The sequence below is a fragment of the Sphingomonas sp. NCPPB 2930 genome, assembly GCF_042867205.1.
Taxonomy (GTDB): domain Bacteria; phylum Pseudomonadota; class Alphaproteobacteria; order Sphingomonadales; family Sphingomonadaceae; genus Sphingomonas.
This window is the reverse complement of the sequence record NZ_JBHZQU010000009.1, coordinates 26,850-52,293: the sequence shown is the minus strand read 5'-3', so window position 1 is coordinate 52,293 and position 25,444 is coordinate 26,850. Positions and strand designations below refer to the sequence as shown.

27 protein-coding genes are annotated in these 25,444 nt (G+C 66.7%); 15 read left to right on the top strand and 12 right to left on the bottom strand.

Annotated features, from left to right (window positions below; all coding sequences use genetic code 11):
- Window positions 1-67: 67 nt before the first annotated feature.
- The gene (gene dnaJ, locus ACFX59_RS11775; RefSeq protein WP_387432453.1) at window positions 68-1,201 is read right to left on the bottom strand and encodes a molecular chaperone DnaJ; all 1,134 of its coding nucleotides are present in this window, start codon (window positions 1,199-1,201) and stop codon (window positions 68-70) included.
- 165 nt (window positions 1,202-1,366) lie between these two features.
- Window positions 1,367-3,265: a molecular chaperone DnaK gene (gene dnaK, locus ACFX59_RS11770; RefSeq protein WP_354294323.1), complete on the bottom strand. Its 1,899-nt coding sequence runs from the start codon at window positions 3,263-3,265 to the stop codon at window positions 1,367-1,369.
- Window positions 3,266-3,444: 179 nt separating this feature from the next.
- Here dnaK and ACFX59_RS11765 point away from each other — a divergent pair, with 179 nt between their 5' ends.
- The 3 genes from ACFX59_RS11765 to ACFX59_RS11755 all read left to right on the top strand — a co-directional run bounded on the left by ACFX59_RS11765 (window position 3,445) and on the right by ACFX59_RS11755 (window position 6,917).
- Window positions 3,445-3,876, top strand: coding sequence for a copper chaperone PCu(A)C (locus ACFX59_RS11765; RefSeq protein WP_387432451.1), 432 nt, complete (start codon window positions 3,445-3,447; stop codon window positions 3,874-3,876).
- A gap of 430 nt (window positions 3,877-4,306) precedes the next feature.
- Window positions 4,307-6,388: a LamG-like jellyroll fold domain-containing protein gene (locus ACFX59_RS11760; RefSeq protein ID WP_387432450.1), complete on the top strand. Its 2,082-nt coding sequence runs from the start codon at window positions 4,307-4,309 to the stop codon at window positions 6,386-6,388.
- 70 nt (window positions 6,389-6,458) lie between these two features.
- Window positions 6,459-6,917, top strand: coding sequence for a vgr related protein (locus ACFX59_RS11755; protein ID WP_387432448.1), 459 nt, complete (start codon window positions 6,459-6,461; stop codon window positions 6,915-6,917).
- A 223-nt stretch (window positions 6,918-7,140) separates the two neighbouring features.
- Here ACFX59_RS11755 and grpE read toward each other — a convergent pair whose 3' ends face one another.
- Together grpE and hrcA are read right to left on the bottom strand one after the other, a co-directional pair.
- The gene (gene grpE / locus ACFX59_RS11750) at window positions 7,141-7,686 is read right to left on the bottom strand and encodes a nucleotide exchange factor GrpE (RefSeq protein ID WP_387432447.1); all 546 of its coding nucleotides are present in this window, start codon (window positions 7,684-7,686) and stop codon (window positions 7,141-7,143) included.
- 12 nt (window positions 7,687-7,698) lie between these two features.
- On the bottom strand, window positions 7,699-8,739 hold the full coding sequence (hrcA, locus tag ACFX59_RS11745; protein WP_387432445.1) for a heat-inducible transcriptional repressor HrcA: 1,041 nt from the start codon (window positions 8,737-8,739) through the stop codon (window positions 7,699-7,701).
- Window positions 8,740-9,028: 289 nt separating this feature from the next.
- On the opposite strand from hrcA, the gene rph reads away from it, so the two are divergent.
- Both rph and rdgB read left to right on the top strand, forming a co-directional pair.
- Window positions 9,029-9,745, top strand: a complete 717-nt coding sequence (rph, locus tag ACFX59_RS11740) for a ribonuclease PH (RefSeq protein ID WP_261269213.1) — start codon at window positions 9,029-9,031, stop codon at window positions 9,743-9,745.
- Window positions 9,742-10,368, top strand: a complete 627-nt coding sequence (gene rdgB / locus ACFX59_RS11735) for an RdgB/HAM1 family non-canonical purine NTP pyrophosphatase (protein ID WP_387432444.1) — start codon at window positions 9,742-9,744, stop codon at window positions 10,366-10,368. Before rph ends, rdgB begins: the two co-directional genes overlap by 4 nt.
- A 132-nt stretch (window positions 10,369-10,500) precedes the next feature.
- On the opposite strand, the gene ACFX59_RS11730 is transcribed toward rdgB, so the two are convergent.
- Together ACFX59_RS11730 and ACFX59_RS11725 are read right to left on the bottom strand one after the other, a co-directional pair.
- Entirely contained in the window at window positions 10,501-10,887 is a 387-nt protein-coding gene (locus ACFX59_RS11730; protein ID WP_354294316.1) for a hypothetical protein, read from the bottom strand.
- Between the two features lie 30 nt (window positions 10,888-10,917).
- Complete coding sequence (locus ACFX59_RS11725; RefSeq protein ID WP_387432443.1) at window positions 10,918-11,541, bottom strand: CAP domain-containing protein; 624 nt, start codon at window positions 11,539-11,541, stop codon at window positions 10,918-10,920.
- Here ACFX59_RS11725 and hemW point away from each other — a divergent pair.
- Both hemW and ACFX59_RS11715 read left to right on the top strand, forming a co-directional pair.
- Window positions 11,540-12,694: a radical SAM family heme chaperone HemW gene (gene hemW, locus ACFX59_RS11720; protein WP_387432441.1), complete on the top strand. Its 1,155-nt coding sequence runs from the start codon at window positions 11,540-11,542 to the stop codon at window positions 12,692-12,694. The two genes, ACFX59_RS11725 and hemW, sit on opposite strands and share 2 nt — an antisense overlap.
- Window positions 12,695-13,073: 379 nt before the next feature.
- On the top strand, window positions 13,074-16,145 hold the full coding sequence (locus ACFX59_RS11715) for a carboxypeptidase regulatory-like domain-containing protein (protein WP_387432440.1): 3,072 nt from the start codon (window positions 13,074-13,076) through the stop codon (window positions 16,143-16,145).
- Window positions 16,146-16,243: 98 nt separating this feature from the next.
- On the opposite strand, the gene ACFX59_RS11710 is transcribed toward ACFX59_RS11715, so the two are convergent.
- Window positions 16,244-17,476 carry a penicillin-binding protein activator gene (locus tag ACFX59_RS11710; protein WP_373424675.1) on the bottom strand — a complete coding sequence of 411 codons (1,233 nt, stop codon included), beginning with the start codon at window positions 17,474-17,476 and terminating at the stop codon, window positions 16,244-16,246.
- Here ACFX59_RS11710 and rsmI point away from each other — a divergent pair.
- From rsmI to gmk, 7 genes are all read left to right on the top strand, one after another.
- Window positions 17,475-18,344, top strand: coding sequence for a 16S rRNA (cytidine(1402)-2'-O)-methyltransferase (gene rsmI, locus ACFX59_RS11705; RefSeq protein ID WP_387432438.1), 870 nt, complete (start codon window positions 17,475-17,477; stop codon window positions 18,342-18,344). The genes ACFX59_RS11710 and rsmI overlap by 2 nt on opposite strands.
- A gap of 63 nt (window positions 18,345-18,407) precedes the next feature.
- Complete coding sequence (locus ACFX59_RS11700; protein ID WP_387432436.1) at window positions 18,408-18,776, top strand: STAS/SEC14 domain-containing protein; 369 nt, start codon at window positions 18,408-18,410, stop codon at window positions 18,774-18,776.
- Between the two features lie 28 nt (window positions 18,777-18,804).
- Complete coding sequence (locus ACFX59_RS11695) at window positions 18,805-19,182, top strand: YraN family protein (protein ID WP_387432434.1); 378 nt, start codon at window positions 18,805-18,807, stop codon at window positions 19,180-19,182.
- Between the two features lie 74 nt (window positions 19,183-19,256).
- A complete protein-coding gene (gshB, locus tag ACFX59_RS11690; protein ID WP_387432432.1) occupies window positions 19,257-20,219 on the top strand; it encodes a glutathione synthase in 963 nt (320 codons plus the stop codon).
- Window positions 20,220-20,308: 89 nt separating this feature from the next.
- Window positions 20,309-20,518 carry a hypothetical protein gene (locus tag ACFX59_RS11685; protein ID WP_387432431.1) on the top strand — a complete coding sequence of 70 codons (210 nt, stop codon included), beginning with the start codon at window positions 20,309-20,311 and terminating at the stop codon, window positions 20,516-20,518.
- Window positions 20,515-20,724, top strand: coding sequence for a hypothetical protein (locus ACFX59_RS11680; protein WP_309699073.1), 210 nt, complete (start codon window positions 20,515-20,517; stop codon window positions 20,722-20,724). Before ACFX59_RS11685 ends, ACFX59_RS11680 begins: the two co-directional genes overlap by 4 nt.
- Before the next feature lie 79 nt (window positions 20,725-20,803).
- Window positions 20,804-21,463, top strand: coding sequence for a guanylate kinase (gene gmk / locus ACFX59_RS11675; protein WP_307103088.1), 660 nt, complete (start codon window positions 20,804-20,806; stop codon window positions 21,461-21,463).
- Window positions 21,464-21,721: 258 nt separating this feature from the next.
- Here gmk and ACFX59_RS11670 read toward each other — a convergent pair whose 3' ends face one another.
- Genes ACFX59_RS11670 through ACFX59_RS11660 form a run of 3 tightly spaced genes read right to left on the bottom strand, consistent with a single transcriptional unit; the run spans window position 21,722 to window position 23,279 of the window.
- Window positions 21,722-22,405 (bottom strand): ATP12 family chaperone protein, encoded by a 684-nt coding sequence (locus tag ACFX59_RS11670; protein ID WP_387432430.1) that lies wholly within the window; start codon window positions 22,403-22,405, stop codon window positions 21,722-21,724.
- Window positions 22,402-22,617, bottom strand: coding sequence for a hypothetical protein (locus tag ACFX59_RS11665; protein ID WP_309699075.1), 216 nt, complete (start codon window positions 22,615-22,617; stop codon window positions 22,402-22,404). The genes ACFX59_RS11670 and ACFX59_RS11665 overlap by 4 nt, the downstream gene beginning before the upstream one ends.
- Window positions 22,614-23,279, bottom strand: a complete 666-nt coding sequence (locus tag ACFX59_RS11660; protein WP_387432429.1) for an HAD-IA family hydrolase — start codon at window positions 23,277-23,279, stop codon at window positions 22,614-22,616. Before ACFX59_RS11660 ends, ACFX59_RS11665 begins: the two co-directional genes overlap by 4 nt.
- 164 nt (window positions 23,280-23,443) lie before the next feature.
- Between ACFX59_RS11660 and ACFX59_RS11655 the strand changes: the two genes are divergently transcribed.
- Window positions 23,444-23,836, top strand: coding sequence for a glycine zipper 2TM domain-containing protein (locus ACFX59_RS11655; RefSeq protein WP_307103081.1), 393 nt, complete (start codon window positions 23,444-23,446; stop codon window positions 23,834-23,836).
- Window positions 23,837-23,946: 110 nt separating this feature from the next.
- On the opposite strand, the gene ACFX59_RS11650 is transcribed toward ACFX59_RS11655, so the two are convergent.
- Together ACFX59_RS11650 and crcB are read right to left on the bottom strand one after the other, a co-directional pair.
- On the bottom strand, window positions 23,947-25,044 hold the full coding sequence (locus tag ACFX59_RS11650; RefSeq protein ID WP_309692944.1) for an RluA family pseudouridine synthase: 1,098 nt from the start codon (window positions 25,042-25,044) through the stop codon (window positions 23,947-23,949).
- Window positions 25,041-25,415: a fluoride efflux transporter CrcB gene (crcB, locus tag ACFX59_RS11645; RefSeq protein WP_307103073.1), complete on the bottom strand. Its 375-nt coding sequence runs from the start codon at window positions 25,413-25,415 to the stop codon at window positions 25,041-25,043. Before crcB ends, ACFX59_RS11650 begins: the two co-directional genes overlap by 4 nt.
- Window positions 25,416-25,444 lie beyond the last annotated feature (29 nt).

Here is a 25,444-nt window from a genome sequence, read left to right as displayed (position 1 = left end):
AGGGCCAGGATGGACGATCATCCCGGCCCCGCACCGTCTGACAATATCAATCGACGGAAAACCTTGCTTATTCGCCCGCGAAGACACTCTTCAACTTGGCGAAAAAGCCCTGGCTTTCAGGACATTCGTCCCCGGTCTCGGTTTCGCGGAACAGTTCGAGCAATTCGCGCTGGCGGGTCGACAGCCGGGTCGGCGTCTCGACTTCGATCTGGATGACCAGATCGCCGGTGCCGCGCCCTTGCAGGACGGGCATGCCCGCCCCGCGCTGGCGGAGTTGCTTGCCCGACTGGATGCCCGCCGGAATCTTGATCTCGTGCATCCGCCCGTCGAGGCCGGGAATGGACAGCGCCCCGCCGAGTGCCGCCGTGGTGAAGCTGATCGGCGCACGCGCGAACAGCGTCGTGCCCTCCCGCTCGAAGAGCGCGTGCCGCTTGACGTGGAGGAAGATATAGAGGTCGCCCGCAGGCGCACCGCGCGCGCCCGCCTCGCCTTCACCGGTCAGGCGGATGCGGGTGCCCTCGTCGACGCCCGCCGGGATGTTGACCGACAGCGTCTTGGTCTTTTCGATCCGGCCGTCGCCGCGACAATCGGGGCACGGATCGGCGATGATCTGGCCTGCGCCCTGACAGACCGGGCAGGTCCGCTCGACCACGAAGAAACCCTGTTGCGCGCGGACCTTGCCATGGCCGCCGCAATGCTGGCAGGTCTTGGCGCTGGTGCCGGGCTTGGCGCCGGTGCCGTCGCAGGTGTCGCAGGCAGCCGAGACGTCGATCGTGATCTCGGTCGACTTGCCATGGAACGCCTCTTCCAGCGAGATTTCCATGTCGTAGCGCAGGTCCGCGCCGCGTCGCGGCTGTTGCCGCCCGCCGCCGCGTCCGCCGCCCATGAACTCGCCGAAGACGCTTTCGAAAATATCGGAGAAGGCGCCGAAATCCTGCCCGCCATGGCCGCCGCCACCGCCGCCCATGCCCTGCTGGAAGGCCGCATGGCCATAGCGGTCATAGGCCGCCCGCTTCTGGGGGTCCTTCAGGCAGTCATAGGCTTCGCTGATCGCCTTGAACTTGGCCTCGGAGTCCTTGCAGCCCGCATTGCGGTCCGGATGGTACTGCATCGCCAGCTTGCGGTAGCGCGACTTGATCGTCGCATCGTCCGCGGTGCGCTCGCATTCGAGCAGTTCATAATAGTCGATCGTCGTGCTCATGCCCGGTCTCGCCCCGTCCGCCTGTGCGTGGCCCGCCGACCGACCGTGCCGTCAGGCCGGACGGAGCGGACGCCCAAGCGCTTCGCCACTTCATGCCCCGAAAGGCGGTATTCTCAACAGCAACCGAAGGCCCGGCCCGCCGACAGGCAGACCGGGCCGACAGCCTTACTTGGTGTCGTCGACTTCCGAGAATTCGGCGTCGACCACATCGTCCTGCTTGGCCGCACCGGCATCGGCAGAGGGCGAAGCCTCGGCCTGCTGCTGCTTCTCGTAGATCGCCTGGCCCAGCTTCATCGCGACCTGAGCGAGGGCCTGCGCCTTCTCGTTCATGGTGTCGGGGTTGCCACCCTCGACCGCCGTCTTGGTCTCGGCGATGGCCGCCTCGATTTCCGACTTCAGCGACGCGTCGACCTTGTCGCCATTGTCGGCAAGCTGACGCTCGGTGGTGTGGATGAGCGACTCGGCGTTGTTCTTGGCCTCGGCCTCGGCACGACGCTTCTTGTCCTCTTCCGCGAACTTCTCCGCGTCACGGACCATCTGGTCGATGTCACTGTCCGACAGACCGCCCGAGGCCTGGATGCGGATCTGCTGCTCCTTGCCGGTGCCCTTGTCCTTGGCCGAGACGTTGACGATGCCGTTGGCGTCGATGTCGAACGTGACCTCGATCTGCGGCACGCCGCGCGGCGCGGGCGGGATGCCGACCAGGTCGAACTGACCCAGCAGCTTGTTGTCCTGCGCCATCTCGCGCTCGCCCTGGAAGACCCGGATCGTCACCGCATTCTGGTTGTCGTCGGCGGTCGAATAGACCTGGCTCTTCTTGGTCGGGATCGTCGTGTTGCGGTCGATCATCTTGGTCATGATGCCGCCCAGCGTCTCGATACCCAGCGACAGCGGGGTCACGTCGAGCAGCAGCACGTCCTTGACGTCGCCCTGCAGCACGCCCGCCTGGATCGCCGCGCCCATGGCGACGACTTCGTCGGGGTTCACGCCGGTGTGCGGGTCCTTGCCGAAGAAGTTCTTCACGACCTCACGGACGCGCGGCATGCGGGTCATGCCGCCCACCAGCACCACGTCGGCGATCTCGTCGGCCTTCATGCCCGCATCGGCCAGCGCCTTCTTGCAGGGCTCGAGCGTGCGCTGGATCAGGTCCTCGACCAGACGCTCAAGGTCGGCGCGGGTGATCGACTTGACCAGGTGCTTCGGGCCGTTCTGGTCGGCGGTGATGAAGGGCAGGTTGACCTCGGTCGACTGGGCCGAAGACAGTTCGATCTTCGCCTTTTCGGCCGCTTCCTTCAGACGCTGGAGCGCCAGCTTGTCCTTGGTAAGGTCGATGCCCTCTTCCTTCTGGAAGCCCGACGCCAGGAAGTCGACGATCTTGTTGTCGAAGTCCTCGCCGCCCAGGAAAGTGTCGCCGTTGGTCGCCTTCACCTCGAACACGCCGTCGCCGATCTCGAGGATCGAGATGTCGAAGGTGCCGCCGCCAAGGTCATAGACCGCGATCGTCTTGCCGTCCTGCTTCTCCAGGCCGTAAGCCAGTGCCGCCGCGGTCGGCTCGTTGATGATGCGCAGCACTTCGAGGCCCGCGATCTGGCCGGCGTCCTTGGTCGCCTGGCGCTGCGCGTCGTTGAAGTAAGCGGGAACCGTGATGACCGCCTGGGTCACCGTCTCGCCCAGATAGGATTCCGCGGTTTCCTTCATCTTTTGAAGCGTGAAGGCCGAAATCTGCGACGGGCTGTAATCCTTGCCGCCCGCATTCACCCATGCGTCGCCGTTCGGACCGCGCGCGATGGCGTAGGGAACCAGCTCGGTGTCCTTGCGGGTGACGGGATCGTCATAGCGGCGGCCGATCAGGCGCTTCACCGCGAAGATGGTGTTGTCGGGGTTGGTCACCGCCTGACGCTTGGCGGGCTGGCCGATCAGGCGCTCGCCATCCTTGGCGAAGGCGACGATCGACGGCGTGGTGCGCGCGCCTTCCGCATTCTCGATGACCTTGGGCTTGCCGCCCTCCATGACAGCGACACAGCTGTTGGTGGTGCCGAGGTCGATGCCGATCACTTTTGCCATAAGTCTCTAAATGCCCCTCAAGAACATAGTCTGGAAGTCCAATGCCGGGGTTCGCCGGTCCCGAAAGCGGCAACCCGAAAACCCCGTTCACTGGCCGGATATAGGTGGGCGATCCGTTGCCGCAAGATTGGATGGAACCTAGTGTGGTCTCGGGATTTGCCGAAACGAGAGGGTTCATCATGCGTCGCGCCGTTTTTCTGGGCCTTTGTGCGCTTGCCGGGGCGACGCTGACGGGATGCGCGCAAAAGCCGGAACTCTACGCCGAGGAAGGCTGGGTCCGTCTGGCCGCCGTGCCCGGCCGCCCCGCCGCCGCCTATTTCATCGTCCATGGTGGCGCCAAGGCCGTCGACCTGATCTCGGTCAGCAGCGACGTCGCGATCACCAGCGAGATGCATGAAGGCGGGATGGCGATGAAGAAGGTCGACAGCGTCCCCATCCCCGCCGGGGGGACCGTCACCTTCGCCCCCGGCGGACGGCATGTCATGCTGTACGACATGAACCCCGGCGTGAAGCCCGGACGGATCCTGTCGCTGCTCCTGTCCTTTTCCGACGGCACCCGTCTGCGCCAGGGGGCGCGGGTGATCGGAGCGGGCGATCCGGCGCCGGAATAAGCCAAGGCCGATCGACATTCAGCCATGCCTTTCCGTCCCTCGCCCCTCGCAGAGGGGAGAGGGTTGCGCAGACTTGGCGTTTGCGAAAGCAAAGGCTTAGTCGGAGCTGGGTGAGGGGTGGATGCGCGCAGCGCGCGAGCCTTTGGGCTCGCTCAACCCCTCACCCAAGCTGCGCTAGCCAGCAGGCTGGCAAGCTTCGCTAACCCTCTCCCCTGTCCAGGGGAGAGGGGAAGAAGAAGAAGCAATCGTGAATGTCGATCGGCTCTGGGGACGATCCGCCTCCCCCCGATGACCGGAAAATGACGGCGGACTGATTTATTTTTCGAGCATCGACCTAAATCGGTAATGAATCGGTCCTTCATGTGTCAAACAAGCGCCATACAGCGCGCCCCGCTGGCTCGAACGAGCCAGAAATGGGGGAATTTTGACCATGTCCGATACGAACGACACCCGGTTCAGCCTGCGGCGGATCGCCGACCGGCGGACGCTGCTGCGCGGCGCTGCGGGTCTGTCGATGCTGCCGCTGACGGGGGCGCTGGCGGGGTGCGACGACGATGCGCTGCTGAACGCCAGGCCGACCACGACCGGCGGAACGGCCGCCGCCACGCCGGTCGGCACCACCAGCTTCTCGATCGCGGTGCTGCCCGATACGCAATTCTATTCGCGCTATGCGACCAATGACGAGAACCGCCAGTTCCAGCGCAAATATGGCTCGGAGCCCTATGCCGCGCAGACCCAGTGGATCGTCGACAACGCCCAGGCCTATTCGATCCCCTTCGTCATCCATCTGGGCGACGTGGTGGACCAGGTGCGCAAGCCCGCGCAATGGGCGGTGGCCGATGCCGCGATGAAGCGGCTGGAGACGGCGCGCATCCCCTATTCGATCCTGGCGGGCAATCACGACGTCCTCTACGATGTCGATTACCACGTCCCGTCCGACCAGCAGAACGGCACCGACAGCCAGCGTACCTTGTCGGCCGAGCCCTATCTCAACTGGTTCCCGACCTCGCGCGCGCAGGCCCAGACGACCTTCCGCGAGCGCGACCGCACCGGTTTCCACGAATATCACATCTTCGAGATGTACGGCGTGACGTTCATGGTGCTGTCGCTGTCCTGGCGCATCTCGGACGCTGGCATCCTGTGGGCGCGCGACGTGATCCGGCGCAACCCGACCCTGCCCGTGATCCTGGCCAACCACCAGCTGCTCAACATCGACAAGGACGGCAAGAGCCCGCTGGAGACCGATTACGGCCTGATGCTGTGGAACAACCTGATCCGCGACAACGACCAGATCTTCATGACGCTGAACGGCCATCACCACGGCGCCGCGCTGCTGACCAAGACCAACGACTTCGGCAATCCGGTCCATGAGATGGTCGTCGATTACCAGATGGCCTATCAGGGCGGCAACGCGATGATGCGGCTGTACGAGATCGACTTCTCGGCCAACAAGATCGACGTGATGAGCTTCTCGCCCTGGGTGGTCCAGAAGCCGAAGGCGACGCTCAACCAGTTCGACCGCGCGGTGCTGGAGGATGCGAACAACCGCTTCACGATCAGCATGGACTTCAAGAAGCGCTTCGCCCGCTTCCTGCCGGGCTTTGCCTATACCGAGATGACGGCGGGCGTGCCGATCCTGCCGCGCGTCCGCTCGGCGCTGCTGAACGGCTATACCGAGCCCGCCGCACCCGCCGAGGTGCTGCCGCGCGACGCCGACGACTATCCCAAGATCGCCGAGACCGCCGCGCACTGGCGCGTCGCGAGCGGCATCGTCGACGGCAAGATCGTCCAGGTCGGCGAGACGCTGCCCGACGTGACCGGCCGCAACCCCATGGCGCGCGTGCCGCTGTCGGGTCCGGCGATGGTCGAGGACGTGGTCTGGTCGACCGACCGCCACCGCCTGTCCTCCGCACCGGGCAGCGTCCGCTTCCGCAACACCGACAAGGTGACCGCGCGCAGCAGCGCCTTTGCCACCGCGACCAGTGCGCCGATCAACGCGGCGACCTTCGGCGCGGGCTATACGGTCGAGGCGTTCATCAAGATCGACGCCAACTGGACGGTGACCAACCACCGCTGGGGCAATATCCTGTCCCGCAACGGCAATCGCGGCAATCTGCCGGGCTTTGCCGGGGGCGACCGGCAATCGCCGCCGGTGCTGTTCGCCATCTCGTCGCTGCGCGAGATCCAGTGGGAGGTCGTGCCGTCCTCGAACACCGCCTATCCGCAGGCCAACTGGTCGGGCGAGGTGATGGTCGACACCTGGTATCACATCGCGATCGTCAACGATCCGGTGGCGAACGAGACGATCCTCTATGTCGACGGCGCACCCGTCCTGCGCAACAGCGCGGGCCAAGTCGGCATCGCGACGCTGGCCGCCGACATGCCCTGGGTGCTGGGTGCCGCCTGGTGGGACGGCGCGCGCAAGGACGGCTATTTCGGCCATATCGGCGAGGTGCGCATCGTCGCCAAGCCGCTGTCCAACAGCCAGTGGCTGACCGCGCGGCGGAACTGATGCATCGGGGGCGGACCGCGATGGTGGCCCGCCCCTTCCCTCTTCGCCAGACGAGCCCCATCTGGTCCCCATGACCAAGCGCGCGCTCACCCCCGGCGAGGAACGACTGGCCCGGTCCGTCTTCGGCGATGCGATCGATTATGCGAAGGTGCGGCTGTCCCCGACCAAATGGGCCTTCTTCCAGCCGCGCGACACGGTGATGGCGCCCACCGGCTGCATCCATTTCCACCCCAAGGGCGATTTGTGGCGCGAGGATTTCGGCGCCTGTCCGCTCCATGAGCAGGGGCTGTTCATCCATGAGATGGTGCATATCTGGCAGCACCAGCGGGGCATTGTCCTGCCGCTGAAGCGCCATCCCTTTTGCCGCTACGATTATGCGCTGAAGCCGGGACAGGCCTTCGCGCGCTATGGGATCGAGCAGCAGGCGGAGATCGTCCGCCATGCCTTTCTGCTGAAGCGCGGCGCGGTGGTGGCGGGGGCGCCGCCATTGGCGCAGTATCAGACGCTGGTGCCGTTTCGGGGCGATTAGCGGGCGTTTGCCTTTGGGGCGGGGGCCCTCCCCCATCCCCTCCCGCCTGCGGGAGGGGCGCGTTGCGTGGCCATGTCGGGTTCACCCCCGAAGAAGCGCTTGCGGTGACCGCGAGCCCCCCCCTCCCGCAAGCGGGAGGGGATGGGGGAGGGAAAGCCGCGCATCCCTCAACAAAAAAGGGCGGACCAACCGGCCCGCCCCTTCCCCATTCCTCTGGAACCGATCAGTCCGGCTTTTTCGCCACCGCGACCAGCGCGGGGCGCAGCAGGCGGTCCTTGATCATATAGCCCGACTGCATCTCCTGCACGATCGTGCCCGGCTCCTGGTCGGAGGGCATTTCGATCATCGCCTGATGCTTGTTGGGGTCGAGCGGCTGGCCCATCGCCTCGATCTTAGTGATGCCGTGGCGGCCCAGCACGCTGTCCAGCTCGCGGCCGGTGGCGTCGAGGCCAGTGACCAGCCCCTTCCACTTGTCGTCGCTGCGCAGATCGGCTGGGATCGCCGCCAGCGCGCGCTGGAGATTGTCGGCGACCGACAGGACGTCGCGCGCAAAGGCGGTTGCGGCATAGTTGCGCGCGTCCGCCGCTTCCTTTTCGGCGCGACGACGGACATTCTGATTCTCGGCCTGGGCATAGAGATATTGCTGCTTGGCCTCGGCCAGCTGGTTCTCCAGCTCGGCCAGACGGTCCTGCCCCGCCACTTCGGGCGCGGCCTCGGCCGTTTCCTCACGCAGGTCGTTCTGGGGTGCGTTGGTCGTGTTCTCGCTCATCATAATCCCTGTTCAGCCCATCATCCGGGCAAGCGTTGCCGCCGTGAAATCCACCATGGGCACGACGCGGGCATAGTTCAACCGCGTGGGGCCAATTACGCCGACCACGCCGACCACTTGGCCGTCCAGCCCGCGAAACGGTCGCGCGATCACCGACGATCCCGACAGCGCGAACAATTTGTTCTCCGCGCCGATGAAGATGCGGGTCGAATCCCCCGCACGCGCCGAATCGAGGAGGCTGGCAATCTCCTGCTTGCCCTCCAGATCGTCGAGCAGGTCGCGCACCCGTTCCAGATCGGCGGCGGCGGCCGCATCGATCAGCCGCCCCTGCCCGCGCACGATCAGGATGGGGCGGCGCTCGCCATCCTCGCTCCACACCGCCAGCCCCTGTTCGACCAGCGCCCGCGCCGCGCCGTCCAGCGCCGCGCGCCCCGCCGCCAGCTCGCGTTCCAGCCGCTCGCGCGCCTGGCCCAGCGTCAGCCCGGCGAGCGTGGCGGAGAGGTAATTGCCCGCCTCGACCAGCGCCGAGGGCGTCATGCCCGGCGGTAGCTCCAGCACCCGGTTCTCGACCGCGCCGTCCTCCGCCACCAGCACGGCCAGCGCCTGGGTCGGCGAGAGCGGCACGAAGCCGATCGAGCGCAGCTTCATCTCGCGCTTGGGCACCATCACCAGCCCCGCACAGGCCGACAGGCCCGACAGCACCGCCGTCGTCGCCGCCAGCGCCTCCTCGACCGGGCCGGAGCGCGCGGCACGTGCCTCGATCGCGGCGCGTTCCTCGATGCTGGGCTCCATCGCATGCATCATGCCGTCGACGAACAGCCGCAACCCGACATCGGTCGGCATTCGCCCCGCGCTGGTATGCGGCGCGGCGAGCAGCCCGCGCTCCTCGAGTTCCTGGAGCACGTTGCGGATCGAGGCGGGCGACAGGTTGATCCCCGACAGCGCGATGGTCTTCGACCCCACCGGCTGGCCGCTGGTGAGATAGCTGTCGACCACCACGCGAAAAATATCGCGCGCCCGGTCGGTCAGCTCGGTGATCGGTGGCGTGACCATGCCGGAAATGTAGGCATTCCCCGCACGCCGCTCAACCGCGATCGGGAGACGCCCCTTCTTCTCCGCGCCCTCTGCGCCTCTGCGCGCAAAAAAGGAGATTGTTCGCACGAGGCCGCGAAGGCGCGAAGATTGCCAGTCCCCTCTTCGCGGCTTCGCGTGAACCATTTTGTCGCGCAGAGGCGCAGAGGACGCAGAGAGAAGAAGCGAGTGTCTTCCGATCGCCACCGTCCGCTCTGGCGCTACCGGCAGGGGCCGGTTAGGGCTGGGGTCAAGGAACAAGGAGAAGACTATGCGCCCGTCCGGCCGGATGCCCGACCAGATGCGTCCCATCACCATCGAGCCGAATTTCACCCGCCACGCCGAAGGTTCGGTGCTGATCGGGTTCGGCGATACCAAGGTGCTCGTCACCGCCAGCGTCGAGGAGCGCGTGCCCCCCTTCCTGCGCGGCAAGGGCGAGGGCTGGGTCACGGCCGAATATGGCATGCTCCCCCGCGCCACCCATACGCGCGGCAGCCGCGAGGCGGCCAAGGGCAAGCAGTCGGGCCGCACCCAGGAAATCCAGCGGCTGATCGGCCGTTCCCTGCGCGCCGTCTGCGACCTGAAGGCGCTGGGCGAGCGGCAGATCACCATCGACTGCGACGTGATCCAGGCCGATGGCGGCACCCGCACCGCCGCCATTTCGGGCGCGTGGGTCGCGCTGCGCATGGCGGTGAACAAGCTGATGGCCGAGGGCAAGCTGACCAGCGACCCGATCCGCAACAAGGTCGCCGCCGTGTCGTGCGGCATCCACAAGGGCACGCCGGTCCTCGACCTCGACTATATCGAGGATTCGAATGCCGATGCCGATGCAAATTTCGTGCTGATCGAGAACGGCCATATCGCCGAGGTTCAGGCAACCGCCGAGCACGCCACCTATGACGAGGAGGCGCTGCTGCGTCTGCTGCGTCTGGCGCGCATGGGCTGCACCGAGATCTTCGCGGCGCAGGACCGGGCGATCCGCGCATGAGCGGCGAAGGCAACGGCCGCCAGGCGATCCGCAAGCTCGAACCCGGCAAGCTGGTCCTCGCCAGCCACAACAAGGGCAAGATCGTCGAATTCCGCGAACTGCTCGCCCCCTACGGCGTCGAGGTGATCGCGGCCGCCGACCTCGACCTGCCCGAGCCCGAGGAGACCGGCACCACCTTCGTCGCCAATGCCGAGCTGAAGGCGCTGGCCGCCGCCGACCTGTCGGGGCTGCCGGCGCTGTCGGACGACAGCGGGCTGTGCGTCGATGCGCTGGGCGGCGATCCGGGGCTGTTCTCGGCGCGCTGGGCGGGGCCGGAAAAGGACTTCGCCATGGCGATGCGCGCGGTCGAGGATCGGCTGAACGAAGAGCCGGACATGAGCCGGACCGCGCATTTCGTCTGCGCGCTGGCGGTCGGCTGGCCCGACGGGCATGTCGAATGGTTCGAGGGCCGCGTCGACGGCGCCATCGTCTGGCCGCCGCGCGGGGACAAGGGCCATGGCTATGACCCGATCTTCCAGCCGATCGGCTATAGCGAGACCTTCGCCGAGATGGACCAGGACGAAAAGAACCGCATCAGCCACCGCGCCGATGCGTTCGGCCAGCTGGTCAAGGCGGTGTTCTGACCTTCTATTCCTCCCCTGAGAGGGGAGGTGGCAGGCCGAAGGCCTGACGGAGGGGTGTCGCGCTATCGAGAGGGTGACACCCCTCCACCATGCTGCGCATGGTCCCCCTCCCCTTGCAGGGGAGGAAATTTGTTACCCCTTGGCCAGCCGCTTCTGGTTCGCGGTCACCGCCTTGTGCACCGGCGCCATCGCCTGGACCGGCATCGACGCGCCGATCAACATGGCGCGGGCCATCGACTCCCACGCATCGATGATCCCGCCGCGCGGATCGTGCCGCGACAGACGCGACAGGGCCGCCTGATCGCGGTTCCAGACTTTCGCCGACTGGTCGAACGCCTTCACCTTCTCGCTGACCATCAGCGTCATTTCGGCGACCGAAGACGTGCCCGTCGCCATCGCCCCCATGCGGGTCGCGATCACGCTTTGCGCGCTCAGCATCGCCTCCCCGGCCATCACCGCGAAACGCGCGGGCGCGCTCCAGAAGGCGATCCACGCCATCGGATCATAGGGATTCGCCATTGCGCCGTTCCTTTTGCCGCGTCCGTCGAGTCAGAATGCCCGTTCGCCAAAGACGTTGCCCGTCGGGCTATAGCGGCAAACAAGGAAGTCGTCGCGTGCGTTGCTCGCCATCGCGCATCCGACCGCCGTGGAACGCGCCCAGACGATCTGGGTATAATGCGCCACGTCGCCGAACTGCCCGGTCCGGCTCGATTGCGGCACGGGCAGATTCAAGAAGTCGCGCTTCTCGGCGACCCAATGCCCCATCATCTCGTCATAGCGATAGGCGCCACGCGTGCCGGTCCACAGATTCTCGCCCTGCCGGGTCGGCCCCTGCGGCTGTTCGGCATGCTGGAAGCGGCCGGTGCGCGCCATGTCCTGCGCATAGGCCAGCGCGCTCGCCGCCAGCCGGTCGTCCCAGGCCAGGGGCGGCAACCCGATCTCCGCCCGCGCCGCGCGGTGCCCGGCCAGCATCGCTTGGCGCAACAATCCGGCCCCCCGCGGTGCGGGCGCATCGGAGGGGCGCGCCTCGACCACGCGCGCGGGCGGACGCTCCCCCGTTCCCGGCCGCGAGGACGGGACCATTTGGCCGCATCCCGCCAGCAACAGGGCGAAGACGGGAATCGATAAGAGATGGCGAAGCGCACGCATCGCCGCCATATCGGGCCGCATCATGTCCTCCGCAATATCGCCGACCCCCGCCCCGCTCGCGCTCTATGTCCACTGGCCCTTCTGCGTCTCCAAATGCCCCTATTGCGATTTCAACAGCCATGTCCGCGAGTCGGTGGACCAGGCGGCGTGGCAAAAGGCGCTGCTCGCCGATCTGGCGCATGAGGCAGAGGCGCTGCCCGACCGGCGGCTGACCTCGATCTTCTTCGGCGGCGGCACGCCGTCGCTGATGCCCCCCGCCACCGTCGCCGCGATCCTGAACGCCGCCGAGCGCCACTGGGGCTTTGCCGAGGGGATCGAGATCACGCTGGAGGCCAATCCCTCCTCGGTCGAGGCGGCACGTTTCGCCGATCTGGCCGCCGCCGGGGTCAACCGCGCCTCGCTGGGCGTACAGGCGCTCGATGACGAGGCGCTGCATTTCCTGGGCCGGGCGCACGGCGTGGACGAGGCGCTGCGCGCGCTCCAGACCGCGCAAGGGGTGTTCGGGAGGGTCAGCTTCGACCTGATCTATGCCCGCCCGGGCCAGCCCCTGCCCGACTGGGAGGCCGAGCTGAGCCGCGCGATCGGCTATGGCACCGAGCATCTGTCGCTCTATCAGCTGACGATCGAGCCAGGCACGCGCTTCCACACCGAGGCGGCGGCGGGACGGCTGACCATCCCCGACGGCGACGCCGCCGCCGACCTGTTCGAGGCGACCCGCCAGCGCACCGCCGCCGCCGGGCTGCCCGCCTATGAGACGTCCAACCATGCGAGGCCGGGGGCGGAGAGCCGTCATAACCTGACCTATTGGCGCTATGGCGATTATGTTGGGGTCGGCCCCGGCGCGCATGGCCGCCGCGAGGGCGTGGCGACGGTGCGCCGCAAGAAGCCCGAAAACTGGATGGCGGCGGTCGATCGCAACGCCCACGGCATCGAAACCGAGGAAACGCTCGATCCCGTCACCCGCGCGACCGAGGCGCTGGTTATGGGCCTGCGCCTGCGCGAAGGCGTCGACCTGCCCCGCATCACCGCACTGGCCGGGGGTCGGGAGATGGTCGACGCGAAAGCCGTAGCGACACTCTCTCGCCAGGGGCTTGTCCGGCATGCCGACGGGCGCCTGATCGTGACGGGAGATGGCGCTCTGCTGCTCGATGCCATCCTGCGCGACATCGTACTCTGACGACTTTGAGCGTCACCATGCCGATTTCGAGCGCGTTGGCTTTGCGACGAATGGTACGCATTTGGTAATAAAAACCCGGCCGCCGGGCTTGCTGTGGTAACAATGCAACAACTGAACCGAAAGTGAATGAAATTTCCGTTCAGGGTTGGTTCAATTTGTCTATTTTCGACAGATTCTGAAATTTAGTATGACAAACCAGCAGTTTAATCGGTGCTTTAGATCAATAATACAATATATTATACTATATTGACCCCGGTTTTGCGCTCTGCCTAGATGCCGGACAGAGGCCTGAAGAACAGGTTCAGGCCTTGATCTGGTGTCCGACCCATAAACGGGCGGGCACGATGAAGGGGGATTTACATCGATGGGGATCGAAGCAATGCGGCGTCGCCGCAAAGGCATCCTATTGTCCGCAGCGGCCGGGATCGTCGCCGTTTCCAGCTTGACCGTCGTGGCGGCACCCGCCGCCGCACAGGGTTATGTCAACGTCATCGCCAGCGGTCAGGTCACCGACGCATCGGGCAAGCCGATCGCGGGTGCCACCGTCACCGTTACCTCGGACGCGCAGGGTTTCACCCGCAGCGTCAAGACCGATCGCGATGGCAGCTATCAGATCCCGGAACTTCCGCCAGGCACCTACAGCTTCACGATCACCGCGCCGGGTTTCACGACCTATAACGAGGAAAAGGTGGCTCTGCGCGCCGGATCGTCGTCGAACCGCTTCGCGCTCGGTGGCGAGGTCGAGGGCAATGCGGGCGAGATCATGGTGTCGGGCAAGCGTATCCGCACCTCCGACTTCGACAGCACCACGACTGGCGCGGTCATCGACGTCGCCGACATCGCCACCCGCCTGCCGGTCGGTCGCGACCTGCAATCGGTCATCCTGCTGGCGCCGGGCGCCAATGCGGGCGCGGGTGCGTTTGGCGGCCTGCCGTCGATCAACGGCGCGGCGGTATCCGAAAACGCCTTCTTCATCAACGGCCTGAACATCACCGACTTCCGCAAGAGCCTGGGCGCGGTGACGGTTCCGTTCGACTTCTACCAGACGGTGGAAACCAAGACCGGCGGCTATGCGGCCGAGTTCGGGCGTTCGACCGGCGGCTTCATCAACGCGACCACCAAGTCGGGTTCGAACGAGTTCCATGGCGGCATCATCTTCACCGCCAGCCCCAACGAACTGATGAGCGCCACGAAGGACACCATCTATTCGGACAACAAGCATAGCCGCTATGATTCCACGTCGATGACGGCGGAACTTTCGGGTCCGTTGTGGAAGGATCACCTGTTCTTCTACGGCCTGTATCAGTCGCGCAACATCAGCTCGATCACTGCGGGACGTCAGTGGTTCCCGGCAACCAACACCTTCCTCGGTACCTCGCGTTACGCCTACCGTACCACCTCTCCCTTCTTCGGCGGCAAGATCGACGCGGTCATCACCAATGGCCAACGCCTGGAATTCACCTATTTCGACACCTCGGGCGAGGGCACGACCCGCACCTATGGCAACACCAACTCAGTGGCCAATCGCTGGAACCCGGTGACTGGAGTCGACGGGCCATATCAGGGGCAGAGCTATGGCCGTTACGGCGGCAAGAACTATGTCGGCCGCTACACCGGCGTGATGAGCAAGTGGCTGACGGTGTCGGCGGCCTATGGTCGTAACGAGAATGTCAGCTTCGGCCAGTCGATCAACCGCTTCGGCACCAATCTGCCGCCGGTCAGCGATTCGCGCACAGACTCGCCGATCAGCCTGACCAACCCCGGCGGCGCGATCCAGTCGGCCGAAGACGTCCGCAAATTCTACCGCACCGACGTCGACGTCTATTTCAAGGCGCTGGGCAGCCACCATGTCCGCTTTGGCTATGACCGTGAAGATCTGGCGTCGAAGGTTCAGAATCTCGGCAGCGGCGGCGGTATCGGCTACACGATCTTCCGCGCTCGCGCGGGCGACCAATATGGCCTGCCGATCGGCACCGACTATGTGCGCCAGTCGACCTACGCCGTGGGCGGCGGCTTTGCCTCGCGCAACGATGCCTTCTATGCGCAGGACAGCTGGTCGCTGATGGACAACCGGCTGAACCTCAACCTTGGCCTGCGTCTCGACCGGTTCGAGAACAAGAATGGCGATGGGGCGACCTTCTACAAGTCGGGCAACCAATGGGGTCCGCGCCTCGGCCTGACCTTCGATCCGATCGGCAACCAGACCGACAAGATCTATGGCAGCTTCAGCCGGCTCTTTATCCCCGTGGCGGCCAACACCAATATCCGCCTGGCGGGTGGTGAGACCTTCTACTGGCGTACGAACGTCTTCAACGGCCTGGACGCCAACAACGTGCCGATCCTCGGCGCGCCGGTGCTCTATGCCGGTGCGGCGGCCTGCCCCGATACGGGCATCCGCAACTGCGACGTCACCGGCACCGGCCGTGCACCCGACACGCGCAGCGTCGTCGCGCAGGGTCTGAAGCCGCAATCGGCCGACGAAATCATCATCGGCTATGAAAAGCGGGTCGACCGCTGGCGGTTCAACGCGTTCCTGACCGTCACCAAACTTAACGAGGTGCTGGAAGACGCGGCGATCGACTTGGCCGTCAACAACTATTGCAAGGCGCAAAACATCTCGGGCTGCGGCAATACCTGGGATGGCTTCCATCAATATGTGCTGATCAATCCGGGTCGCGGTGGTTCGATCACCCTGTCGGATCCGATCAACGGCGAAACCACGCTGCGGACCGTCAACTTCACCCCCGAACAACTGGGCTATCCCAAGGCGCAGCGCTTCCACCGCTCAATGACCTTCCGCGCCTGGCGTGAGTTCGACGGCGTGTGGAGCCTCGAAGGGTCCTATGTCTATGGCAAGACCTATGGCAACTATGAAGGCGGCGTGAAGAGCGACAACGGCCAGAGCGATACCGGCCTGACCCAGGACTTCGACCAGCCCGGCCTGACGCGCGGCATGTACGGCTATACGCCGAACGACCGTCGCCACGTCTTCAAGCTGTTCGGTAGCTATCAGCTGGGCTGGTTCAACTTCGGCTTCAGCTTCTCGGCCACCGCGCCGCGCAAATATGGCTGTATCGGCCGCGTGCCGCTCGATGTTGACCCCTATGCGCGTGCTTATGGCGCGGCGGGTGCCTATTGCCAGGTCAAGCCGGACGGCTCGATCAACACCGATCCGAACACCGCCTACCCGGTCCAGCTGGTCCGGCGCGGCACGGCATTCGATGGCCGTTGGTTGTTCACCGACAATCTCGACATCTCGACGAAGCTGCCGATCGGTCGCTCCAACGCGACGATCCGTCTGACCGTCTTCAACTTCCTGAACCTGAAGACGCCGAGCAACTTCAACGAGTTCGGCACCAACAATGCAGGTACGGCGTCGATCTACTACCAGACGATCACTGGCTATCAGGCCGGTCGCAACGCCCGGTTCCAGTTCCAGTACGCCTTCTGATTTACCCCCGAAGCCTGTCTGGGCCGCGTTGGCGCAGACAGGCTTCGACTTCGGGCCGGGACGAGCGATCGTCCCGGCCTTTTTTGATCAGGAAGACATCACTCCCCAAACCCGGTCGGGGCGGGGGATACGGTGATCGTGGTGCCGTCGCGGATTTCCTGCACCTCCAGCGCGCGTTCGGCCACGCCGTCGCGGCCGAAGCGGAAGGCGCCGTCGATCCCGGAGAAGCCGTCCGACGCGCGCAGCCGGGTTTCGGGGAACGGCGCGTTCATCTTCCAGTCGCGGGCGATCCGCACGGTCAGCAGGACCGCGTCATAGCCCAGGCTCGACAGGCGATAGGGCGCGGTCCTGAACCGGGCGCGGTATTTGGTCGCATATTGCCGGTAGAGCGTGTTCGACACGCTGGCGAACCAGGCCCCGTTCAGCGGCGCGCGCGCGGCGATCCCCGATTCGGAGTTCCACAGCTCGGTTCCCAGCAGATGCGTGTTCGCGCCCGACCCGCGCTTCAGGATCGGGGCCGCCGCCGCCGCCGCCGCGCCGCCATCGGCGACCAGTACCGCGTCATAGGGCGCCTTGGCGTTCAGCCGCTGCGCCGCCGCCGCGATCCCGCCCGCGACCCGGCCATAGGGCTGGAGCGAGACGACCTGCCCCCCCGCCCCCTCGACCGCGCGGAGAAAGGCGGTCGAGGCGCGCTCGCCATACAGGCCGTTGGGGACGAGGCCCGCAAAGGTCGTGACGCCGCGCTCATGCGCGAAATCCACCACCCGGTCGATCGACTGGGCGGGCGTATAGCCCATCAGATAGGTGCCGCCGCCCGCGACCCCGGCATCGTTGGAAAAGCTGATGACCGGCACCCGTGCCGCCCGCGCGACCGGCGCGACCGCGCGGACATCCTCGGACAGCAGCGGCCCCAGGATCAGCTGCGCGCCCTCGGCGATCGCCTTCTGCGCCGCCGCCGCCGCGCCGTTCGCGGTGTCGTAATTGGTGATTCGGATCGTGTCCGCCTGCGCATCGAGCAGCGCCATCATCGTGGCGTTGGCGATCGACTGGCCCACGCCCGCATTGGCGCCCGACAGCGGCACCAGCAACGCGACGCGGTGGCGCGCGGTGTCGCGCGGCAGGCCGTGCTCGACCTCGGTCGACGGGCGCGGCGTCGTGGGCACGGGCCGGGTCTGGGGCTGTTCGACGGGCCCGCGCGGGACGATCGTCTGGCACGCTCCCAGGAACAGCGTCGTCGCCAGCGCCAGGCCGCGCCCGATCCGCCAGCCGTGAAATTGCGAGCCGCCCGAATCTGCGGCCCCCGGTTGTACGAACAGCCCTGCCTCTGTCATGACGATCCCCGTGACCCAATCCGAACACACTCTCGAACCCGGGCTGTACATCGTCGCGACCCCGATCGGCAATCTCGGCGATCTGTCGCCGCGCGCCGCCAACATATTGACAAACGCCGATGTCATCGCCGTCGAGGACAGCCGTGTGACCGCCGGTCTGCTCCGCCATATCGGGGTCAAGCGGCCCATGCAGCCCTATCACGACCACAATGCCGAGCATGTCCGCCCCGGCCTGATCGCGCGCATGGCGACCCAGGCGGTGGCGCTGGTGTCCGATGCCGGGACACCGTTGATCTCGGACCCGGGTTACAAGCTGGTGCGCGATGCGCGCGCGGCGGGGCATGCGGTGGTGACGATCCCCGGCCCCTGCGCCGCCATCGCCGCGCTGACCCTGGCAGGGCTGCCGACCGACCGGTTCCTGTTCGCGGGCTTCCTGCCGCCCAAGGAAAAGGCGCGCGCCGATGCGATCGCCGAGATCGCCGGGATCCGCGCGACCCTGGTCCTCTACGAATCGGGGCCGCGCCTCGCCGCGACGCTGACCGCGCTGGCGGAAGGGCTGGGCGACCGCGAGGCGGCGGTGACGCGGGAAATCACCAAGAAGTTCGAGGAGGCGGTGACCGGCACCCTCTCCACCCTCGCCGCGCGCTATGCCGAGGGCGGGCCAAAGGGCGAGATCGCGATCGTCGTCGCGCCGCCGGGCGAGGCCCCGCCCGCCACCGAGCAGGACGCCGACGCCGCGCTGGCCGAGGCGCTGACCCGCCTGCCCGTCGGCCGCGCGGCGAGCGAGGTGGCCAAGGCGCTGGGCCTGGACCGCAAGGCGCTCTACGCCCGTGCCCTGGCACTGAAGAGCGGGGATTCAAACGATTAGGATGCGGCGTTAGGGAATTTCTAAGGGACGCAGGCGCATGGCGGGGCCAGGAGCCGCTCCCTCATGTACGCCTTCGATTTTCATCACGACATCAACCTGCTGGACATACGTTGGACAGGATTGTTCACGCCCGAGATCGCCGCGCGCTATGCCCATGAGCTGACGGACGCTTTCTGGCGCAGCGGCTTCGTGCCCGGCTATCTCCTGCGCGTCGATATGAGCGTCATCCGCGTCCAGCCGTCCGATTCCGTCATGGTCGTGCACAACAATATGCGCAATTTCCCGCGTGCCAGCCGCATCGGCATGGTGACCAACAGCGCGATCGCACGGCAGCAGATCCTGCGCCTGATGAAGCAACCCTATCTGCGCATCTTCGAAACGCCCGAATCCGCCCTGGAATGGCTGGTATCGCCGGAGGAAAGCCTCGCCTGACCACCGGGTCATGGGTTAGCAGGGGCGCATGTCGCTCGTTCCGCCTCGCCCCCGCCGGGACCGCCGTGCCGCCGAAGAGTCGGGCCGACGCGGCGAGCGCCTGGCCGCATGGTGGCTGCAGCTGAAGGGCTGGACCATTCTCGACCGCCGGGTCCGCACGCCTGCGGGGGAGGTCGACCTGATCGCGCGGCGCGGATCGCTGGTCGCCTTTGTCGAGGTCAAGACGCGCAAGACCGCCGCGGAATTGGACTTCGCGATCGACGAGCGGCGGCTGGCGCGGGTCGCGGCGGCGGCGGAAAGCCTGATGGCGACCTATGCGGGGCCGAGCGACGATATCCGCATCGACGTCATCCTGCTCGCGCCGGGTACGCGGCCGCGTCACATCGAAAATGCCTGGTGCGGGTGACGCGCGGGTGACAGGGGCCGGGCGAAGGATTACCTCCCCTGCCAAAGACCCGTCCGAAGGAAGGAACGCTCCCCATGTCCAAGCCGCTGACCGTCGCTGTCCAGATGGACCCGATGGACCAGATCAATATCGCCGGGGACTCGAGCTTCGCGCTGATGCTGTCGGCGCAGGCACGGGGACACAAGCTGTTCCACTATGATGCGGGCGACCTCAACTGGTCGGACGGGCATCTCTGGACCAAGGCGCATCCCGTCACCGTGCAGCGGGTCGCGGGCGATCATTATGGCTTCGGCGAGCCGGTGAAACTGGACCTGGGCGACGAGGCCGATGTCGTGCTGATGCGCCAGGACCCGCCCTTCGACCTGGGCTATATCACCGCCACCCATTTGCTGGAGCGGGTCGCGGAGAAGACGCTGGTCGTCAACAATCCGCGCAGCGTGCGCAACGCACCGGAAAAGGTCTTCGTCCTCGACTATCCGCAATTCATGCCGCCGACGCTCGTCACCCGTTCGCTGGACGAGGCGCGCGCGTTCCTGGCCCAGCATGGCGAGATCGTCATCAAGCCGCTGCACGGCAATGGCGGCAAGGCGATCTTCAAGGTCGGGCGCGACGGCGCGAACCTGTCCGCGCTGATCGAGGTGTTCAACACCGCGTATCGCGAGCCGCATATGGTCCAGGCCTTCCTTCCCGCCGTGGCGAAGGGCGACAAGCGGATCGTCCTGATCGACGGCGAGGTCGCAGGCGCGATCAACCGCCTGCCCGGCGAGGGTGAGATCCGCTCCAACCTGGCGGTCGGCGGCTCGGCGGAGAAGACCGAGCTGACGGCGCGCGAACGCGAGATCTGCGCGGTGCTGGGGCCGGAATTGAAGCGGCGCGGGCTGTTGTTCGTCGGGATCGACGTGATCGGCGGCGAATGGCTGACCGAGATCAACGTCACCTCCCCCACTGGCATCGTCGCGATCGAGAAATTCGACGGCACCGATGTCGCCGCCATGATCTGGGACGCGATCGAGGCCAAGGTCGCGGCCAAGGGCTGAGGATCACGTCGCGCGCAGGACCGCCGATGCGCACGGAACCCATCGCCCCTCCCGCGCTTTTCCTGCCTTGAGCAATGAGGGGCAGAGCAATGGGTGCAACCACTATCGGCGCGCTGGTCGGTTCCGCGATCGACGGTCTGTCGGGCGACGATGGCGTCGCCGACGGCGCGATCATCGGCGCGGTGACCGCCAATGTCCTGAAGGTCGTGCTGCCGCTGGCCATCACCTATGCGGTGGGCTGGGCAGTGCTGCGCGGCGCGGGCAAGCTCAAGGACCGGGTTTTTGGAGAGGTGCAATGATCGGACGAATCATCGGTGCGCTGGTCGGGCGTGAAGTCAGCCGTCGCGAAGGCAATGACGGGCTGAAGGGTGCCGCGCTGGGCGCGCTGGCGGTGGGCGGCATGCGGCGGCTGGGCCCGCTCGGCTTGCTGCTCGGCGGCGGCTATGCGGCCAAGAAGGCCTATGACCGCCACAAGGCCAGCAAGGCGACCGCCACGCGCTATTGACGCGCCCGATCGCCTTCGACCCGTCGCAGCGCGTCAGCCATGGCTTGACGCGCTGCGGTGGCGTGCGTCAAAGGCAGCCATGCCCAATTCGCCCGCCAATCCCGACGATCCCCACAAGCTGAAGCGCCGCGGCATGTTGTTCGTGCTGTCCTCGCCCTCCGGCGCGGGCAAGTCGACCATCGCGCGCAAGCTGCTGGCGGACGATGCGGGCCTTCAGATGTCGGTGTCGGCGACGACCCGTCCGATCCGTCCCGGCGAAGAGGACGGCAAGGACTATCACTTCGTCGATCTCGAGCAATTCCGCCACATGGTGGCGAATGACGAGTTCCTGGAATGGGCGCATGTCTTCGACAATCGCTACGGCACGCCGCGCGCACAGGTCGAGGCGATGCTGGCGGCCGGCAAGGACGTGCTGTTCGACATCGACTGGCAGGGCGCGCAGCAGCTGTTCCAGATTGCGGGCGGCGACGTGGTCCGCGTCTTCATCTTCCCCCCCTCGATGGAGGAACTGCGCCAGCGACTCGAACGCCGCGCGACCGACTCGGTGGCGGTGATCGACGCGCGCATGGCCCGTGCGACCAATGAGGTCAGCCACTGGGACGGCTATGACTATGTCCTGGTCAATGACGATGTCGAACAGTGTTTCCAGGGGGTGAAGACCATCCTCCAGGCCGAACGGCTGAAGCGCTCGCGCCAGACCGGGCTGATCGGATTCATCCGGAAGCTGACCACGAAGTAACTACGGGATGGGTGCCGGGCGCGCCCTTCGCCTTCGCGCCATGCGAACGGAGGGCGGGCGTGCCAGCAGAGAGCCTCTCCCCGTGCTCCACCCCCGTTCAGGCTGAGCGCAGTCGAAGCCCAAGCGAAAGCCGGGCCGCAAACGAGTCCCGCGCACTTCGACTTCGCTCAGTGCGAACGGAGGGCGCGGCGTACCGGCAAAGGGCCCCGCCTCGCGCCCCACCCCCGTTCAGGCTGAGCGAAGTCGAAGCCCACGCCCCTACCCCAGCGCCGCCAGAAACCGTACCGCCGCGTCGAACTCGCGTCTTTTGCCGTCGCGCGCCTCGATGGCGAGATAGTCCTCGCCCCAAATCTCGGCCTGGAAATCCTCGTCGACATGCGCGGCGATCCACACCGCATCGGGCTCCGCCGCGCCCTCCAGCAGCGCCAGCGCCAAGACCAGCGAGCCGGTGATCGTCACCACCGGCGACAGCGCCGCCAGCCGGAAGGCATCCAGCGCCGCCACCGCCTGCGCCAGCCGATCGACCGTCGCATCGGGCTGGGGCCGGTGCATGATCCCGCTCACCAGCGTGAAGTGCACGTCGTAGCGATCGCGGGCCCAGTCGAGCAGCGGGTTCCACACCCGGTCCTGCCGCTCGACCAGCTCGGGCGGCGAGTCGGCGCGGTAGCAGAGCAGGTCGGTTTCGGCGTAGCGCGCCAGCCCCTGCGCAAAGGGCGCCGGGTCCGCGCCGATCCGGTCGATCGCGGCATTGGCCAGCCCGGTCAACGGCATGGCGCGCGGGTCCACCGTCTCCTCGACCGCGCGCCATTCCCCCGCCACGGCCTCGGCCAGCGCGGGCGTCGGCAAGGCCAGCGGCGCCCGGCCCGGCGTGCGCACCGGCCGATCGTCCAGCCGGACCACCCGATCAGCATCGACGCCGACATTCGTCCAGAACCGCTTCATTCCGCACCACTCCGCCAGCGATGCGCCAGTCCGGCAGGCACGACCGCGATCATCGCCAAGGCCGACAGGACGATGGCGACGCCCAGCGCCTTTTGCGGCCACGCCACCCCGCGCGAGGCCAGCACGATGCCGAACAGCGCCCCCGCCACGCCGATCAGGCGGACGCCCGTGATGATGAACCAGTGCCGCCGCGCGCGGCTATCGGCGCTCATGCCCGCACCAGCAGCGCAGGCAGATCGGCCACGTCCTGCGCGACGACCTGCGCGCCCGCATTCACCAGTTCGTGCACGTCATGATATCCCCAGGCCACGCCGACCGCGAAGGCGCCCGCCGCCTTGCCCATCGCCATGTCGAAACTCGTATCGCCGATCATCGCCACGTCCGCCGCGGCCACCCCCGTCTCGGCCATGGCGGCGAAGACCATCGCGGGATCGGGCTTCGAGGGGTGCCGGTCGGCGGTCTGCAACGTGACGAAATGATGCGCCAGGCCATGTTCGGCCAGCACGCGGGCAAGCCCCCGGTCCGACTTGCCGGTCGCCACGCCCATCAGCCACCCCTCCGCCGCCAGATGGTCGAGCAGCGCGGGGATGCCGTCGAACAGCGGCTCGGGCGCCATCGCGCCTTCGGTGCGCAGGCGGAAGAACGCCGCCTTGTAATCGCTCGCCAGCCGGTGATGCGCCTTGTCAGGCTGGTCGGGGGCGAGCACGCGCATCGCCTCGACCAGGCTCAGCCCGACGATCCGGCGAATTGCCGGTGCGGGCGGTGGGGTGAGGCCGGACAGGGCGAACGCCTCGACGGCGGCAAGGCAGATATTGGCCTGGCTGTCGACAAGGGTGCCGTCGCAATCGAACAGGGCAAGGCGCGGGCGCGTCATCGGCCCGTCCTATCGGCAAGGTCGCGGCGGGGGAAGCGCCCTCGTCCATGAACGATAGCTAACAAACGCATTCAGCATCGCATCATGGCGAATCGGGCAGAAGAGCATCAACGACGACGGGATTGGTCCCTTCGCCGCCGGATTGAAGATCAAGGGAGAAGACGATGTTCAAGAAGCTCTCGCTCGCAGCCGCTGCCCTTGCCGTCGGCGCAACGGCGATGGTTCCGACCGCCGCCTCGGCGCAGCGTTATTATGGCGACCGCTATGAGCGCGCCTATGGCGATGCCTATTATGACGGCTACAACCGTGGCCCGCGCTATGACCGTGGCTATTACGACCGTCGCGGCGGCTATGACCGCGGCTATTACAACCGTGGTCCGCAGCGCTGCAACAGCGGCACCACCGGCACCATCGTCGGCGCGATCGCGGGCGGCCTGCTGGGCCGGACGATCGACACGCGCGGCGACCGGACGCTCGGCACGATCCTGGGCGGCGGCGCGGGTGCGCTGGCCGGTCACGCGATCGAAAAGTCGAACAATCCCGGCTATTGCCGTTAATCGCGAAGGCGGAGGGCACACGCCCTCCGCCGTGACAAGGAAGAGCCCCGTCGACCCTGGGTCGGCGGGGCTTTCCACATTATTGGCAGACCTTGTTTTGCCGCAGGCGTTTACGAACGCGAACCCCGGCCGCGCCGTTCGCCGCGGCGTTCCTTGCGATATTGCTTGGCGTGCGCCTTGGCGCGCTGCTTCAGCACGTCCTTGGGCGGGGGCCCGCGATCCTCGTCCTGGGGCAGGACGTCGCCGCGAATCTCGTCGAAGCCCAGCTGGTTCATCGATTCGGCGAAGTGGCTGGGCAGTTCGGCGGTCTGGTCGATGCGGCCGCCATCGGGATGGTCGACCCGGATGCGCCGGGCGTGCAGGTGCATCTTGCGGCTGATCCCGCCGGTCAGGAACGCCGCCGCGCCACCATATTTGCCGTCGCCGACGATCGGATGCCCGATCGCCGCCATGTGCACGCGCAGCTGGTGGGTGCGGCCGGTGAACGGTTGCAGCTCGACCCAGCAGCAGCGATTGCCCGCCCGCTCGATCACCCGGTAGCGCGAGCGCGCCGCCTGGCCATTCTCCTCGTCGACATGCATCTTTTCGCCGCCGGTACCCGGCTGCTTGGCGATGGGCAGCTCGATCGTGCCGTCCTCGATCGAGGGGACGCCGACGACCAGCGCCCAGTAGATCTTCTTGGCGGTCCGCCCCGAAAATGCCTTGGCGAAGAACGCCGCCGCGCGCGCATTGCGCGCTACGAGCAACGCGCCCGAAGTGTCCTTGTCCAGCCGGTGGACCAGCTTGGGCCGCCCCTCCGCCTCGAATTGCAGCGCGTCGAGCAGGCCGTCGACATGGGTGGTCGTCTTGGTCCCCCCCTGCGTCGCCAGGCCCGGCGGCTTGTTCAGGACCAGCGCGTCGCGGTCCTTGTGGATCACCATCTCGCGCGCGAACGACTCCTCGTCCTCGGACAGGATGTTGCGCGGCCGCATCGTCGGCTTGCTGCTTTCGGCGGGGGCGGGCTCGGCGGGCGGGACACGCAGGACCTGGCCCGCGACGATCCGGTCGCCGGGCGTGGCGCGCGCGCCGTCGACGCGCAGCTGGCCGGTGCGGGCCCATTTGGCGACGGTGGTGAAGCTGGTGTCGGGCAGATGCCGCTTGAACCAGCGATCCAGCCGGATGCCGTCATCGTCATAGCCGACCGTGAATTGGCGGACAAAGTCCGTCATGCGAAAATCCTCGTCATCCATAGCCCCGCCCACAGCGCGGCCAGCGAACCCAATAATGACAGCGCGACATAACCCAGCGCCATCGCCCCCTGCCCCCGCTCGATCAGCGTGATGGTATCCAGCGAAAAGGCCGAGAAGGTCGTATAGCCCCCCAGCACCCCGACGCCCAGAAACAGCCGCCAGCCTTCGCTGCCCCCCATGCGCGCCAGCACCCCGGCCAGTACGCCCATGGCGAGACATCCGATCCAGTTGACCGCCAGCGTGCCGAACGGAAAACCGGGGCCGAGTGCATCGGTCAGCACCCGCCCCGTCAAATACCGTCCCCCCGAGCCCAGCGCGCCGCCCAGCATCACGAGAAGAAGCGGTGACATAATCCGCTTTCCCTAGCGCAACCCCGCGC

Excerpts from the sequence above, each read along its gene's own strand:
- dnaJ (WP_387432453.1), bottom strand. The coding sequence starts at position 1,201 with ATGAGCACGACGATCGACTATTATGAACTGCTCGAATGCGAGCGCACC.
- dnaK (WP_354294323.1), bottom strand. The coding sequence starts at position 3,265 with ATGGCAAAAGTGATCGGCATCGACCTCGGCACCACCAACAGCTGTGTC.
- ACFX59_RS11765 (WP_387432451.1), top strand. The coding sequence starts at position 3,445 with ATGCGTCGCGCCGTTTTTCTGGGCCTTTGTGCGCTTGCCGGGGCGACG.
- ACFX59_RS11760 (WP_387432450.1), top strand. The coding sequence starts at position 4,307 with ATGTCCGATACGAACGACACCCGGTTCAGCCTGCGGCGGATCGCCGAC.
- ACFX59_RS11755 (WP_387432448.1), top strand. The coding sequence starts at position 6,459 with ATGACCAAGCGCGCGCTCACCCCCGGCGAGGAACGACTGGCCCGGTCC.
- grpE (WP_387432447.1), bottom strand. The coding sequence starts at position 7,686 with ATGAGCGAGAACACGACCAACGCACCCCAGAACGACCTGCGTGAGGAA.
- hrcA (WP_387432445.1), bottom strand. The coding sequence starts at position 8,739 with ATGGTCACGCCACCGATCACCGAGCTGACCGACCGGGCGCGCGATATT.
- rph (WP_261269213.1), top strand. The coding sequence starts at position 9,029 with ATGCGCCCGTCCGGCCGGATGCCCGACCAGATGCGTCCCATCACCATC.
- rdgB (WP_387432444.1), top strand. The coding sequence starts at position 9,742 with ATGAGCGGCGAAGGCAACGGCCGCCAGGCGATCCGCAAGCTCGAACCC.
- ACFX59_RS11730 (WP_354294316.1), bottom strand. The coding sequence starts at position 10,887 with ATGGCGAATCCCTATGATCCGATGGCGTGGATCGCCTTCTGGAGCGCG.
- hemW (WP_387432441.1), top strand. The coding sequence starts at position 11,540 with ATGTCCTCCGCAATATCGCCGACCCCCGCCCCGCTCGCGCTCTATGTC.
- ACFX59_RS11725 (WP_387432443.1), bottom strand. The coding sequence starts at position 11,541 with ATGATGCGGCCCGATATGGCGGCGATGCGTGCGCTTCGCCATCTCTTA.
- ACFX59_RS11715 (WP_387432440.1), top strand. The coding sequence starts at position 13,074 with ATGCGGCGTCGCCGCAAAGGCATCCTATTGTCCGCAGCGGCCGGGATC.
- rsmI (WP_387432438.1), top strand. The coding sequence starts at position 17,475 with ATGACGATCCCCGTGACCCAATCCGAACACACTCTCGAACCCGGGCTG.
- ACFX59_RS11710 (WP_373424675.1), bottom strand. The coding sequence starts at position 17,476 with ATGACAGAGGCAGGGCTGTTCGTACAACCGGGGGCCGCAGATTCGGGC.
- ACFX59_RS11700 (WP_387432436.1), top strand. The coding sequence starts at position 18,408 with ATGTACGCCTTCGATTTTCATCACGACATCAACCTGCTGGACATACGT.
- ACFX59_RS11695 (WP_387432434.1), top strand. The coding sequence starts at position 18,805 with ATGTCGCTCGTTCCGCCTCGCCCCCGCCGGGACCGCCGTGCCGCCGAA.
- gshB (WP_387432432.1), top strand. The coding sequence starts at position 19,257 with ATGTCCAAGCCGCTGACCGTCGCTGTCCAGATGGACCCGATGGACCAG.
- ACFX59_RS11685 (WP_387432431.1), top strand. The coding sequence starts at position 20,309 with ATGGGTGCAACCACTATCGGCGCGCTGGTCGGTTCCGCGATCGACGGT.
- ACFX59_RS11680 (WP_309699073.1), top strand. The coding sequence starts at position 20,515 with ATGATCGGACGAATCATCGGTGCGCTGGTCGGGCGTGAAGTCAGCCGT.
- gmk (WP_307103088.1), top strand. The coding sequence starts at position 20,804 with ATGCCCAATTCGCCCGCCAATCCCGACGATCCCCACAAGCTGAAGCGC.
- ACFX59_RS11670 (WP_387432430.1), bottom strand. The coding sequence starts at position 22,405 with ATGAAGCGGTTCTGGACGAATGTCGGCGTCGATGCTGATCGGGTGGTC.
- ACFX59_RS11665 (WP_309699075.1), bottom strand. The coding sequence starts at position 22,617 with ATGAGCGCCGATAGCCGCGCGCGGCGGCACTGGTTCATCATCACGGGC.
- ACFX59_RS11660 (WP_387432429.1), bottom strand. The coding sequence starts at position 23,279 with ATGACGCGCCCGCGCCTTGCCCTGTTCGATTGCGACGGCACCCTTGTC.
- ACFX59_RS11655 (WP_307103081.1), top strand. The coding sequence starts at position 23,444 with ATGTTCAAGAAGCTCTCGCTCGCAGCCGCTGCCCTTGCCGTCGGCGCA.
- ACFX59_RS11650 (WP_309692944.1), bottom strand. The coding sequence starts at position 25,044 with ATGACGGACTTTGTCCGCCAATTCACGGTCGGCTATGACGATGACGGC.
- crcB (WP_307103073.1), bottom strand. The coding sequence starts at position 25,415 with ATGTCACCGCTTCTTCTCGTGATGCTGGGCGGCGCGCTGGGCTCGGGG.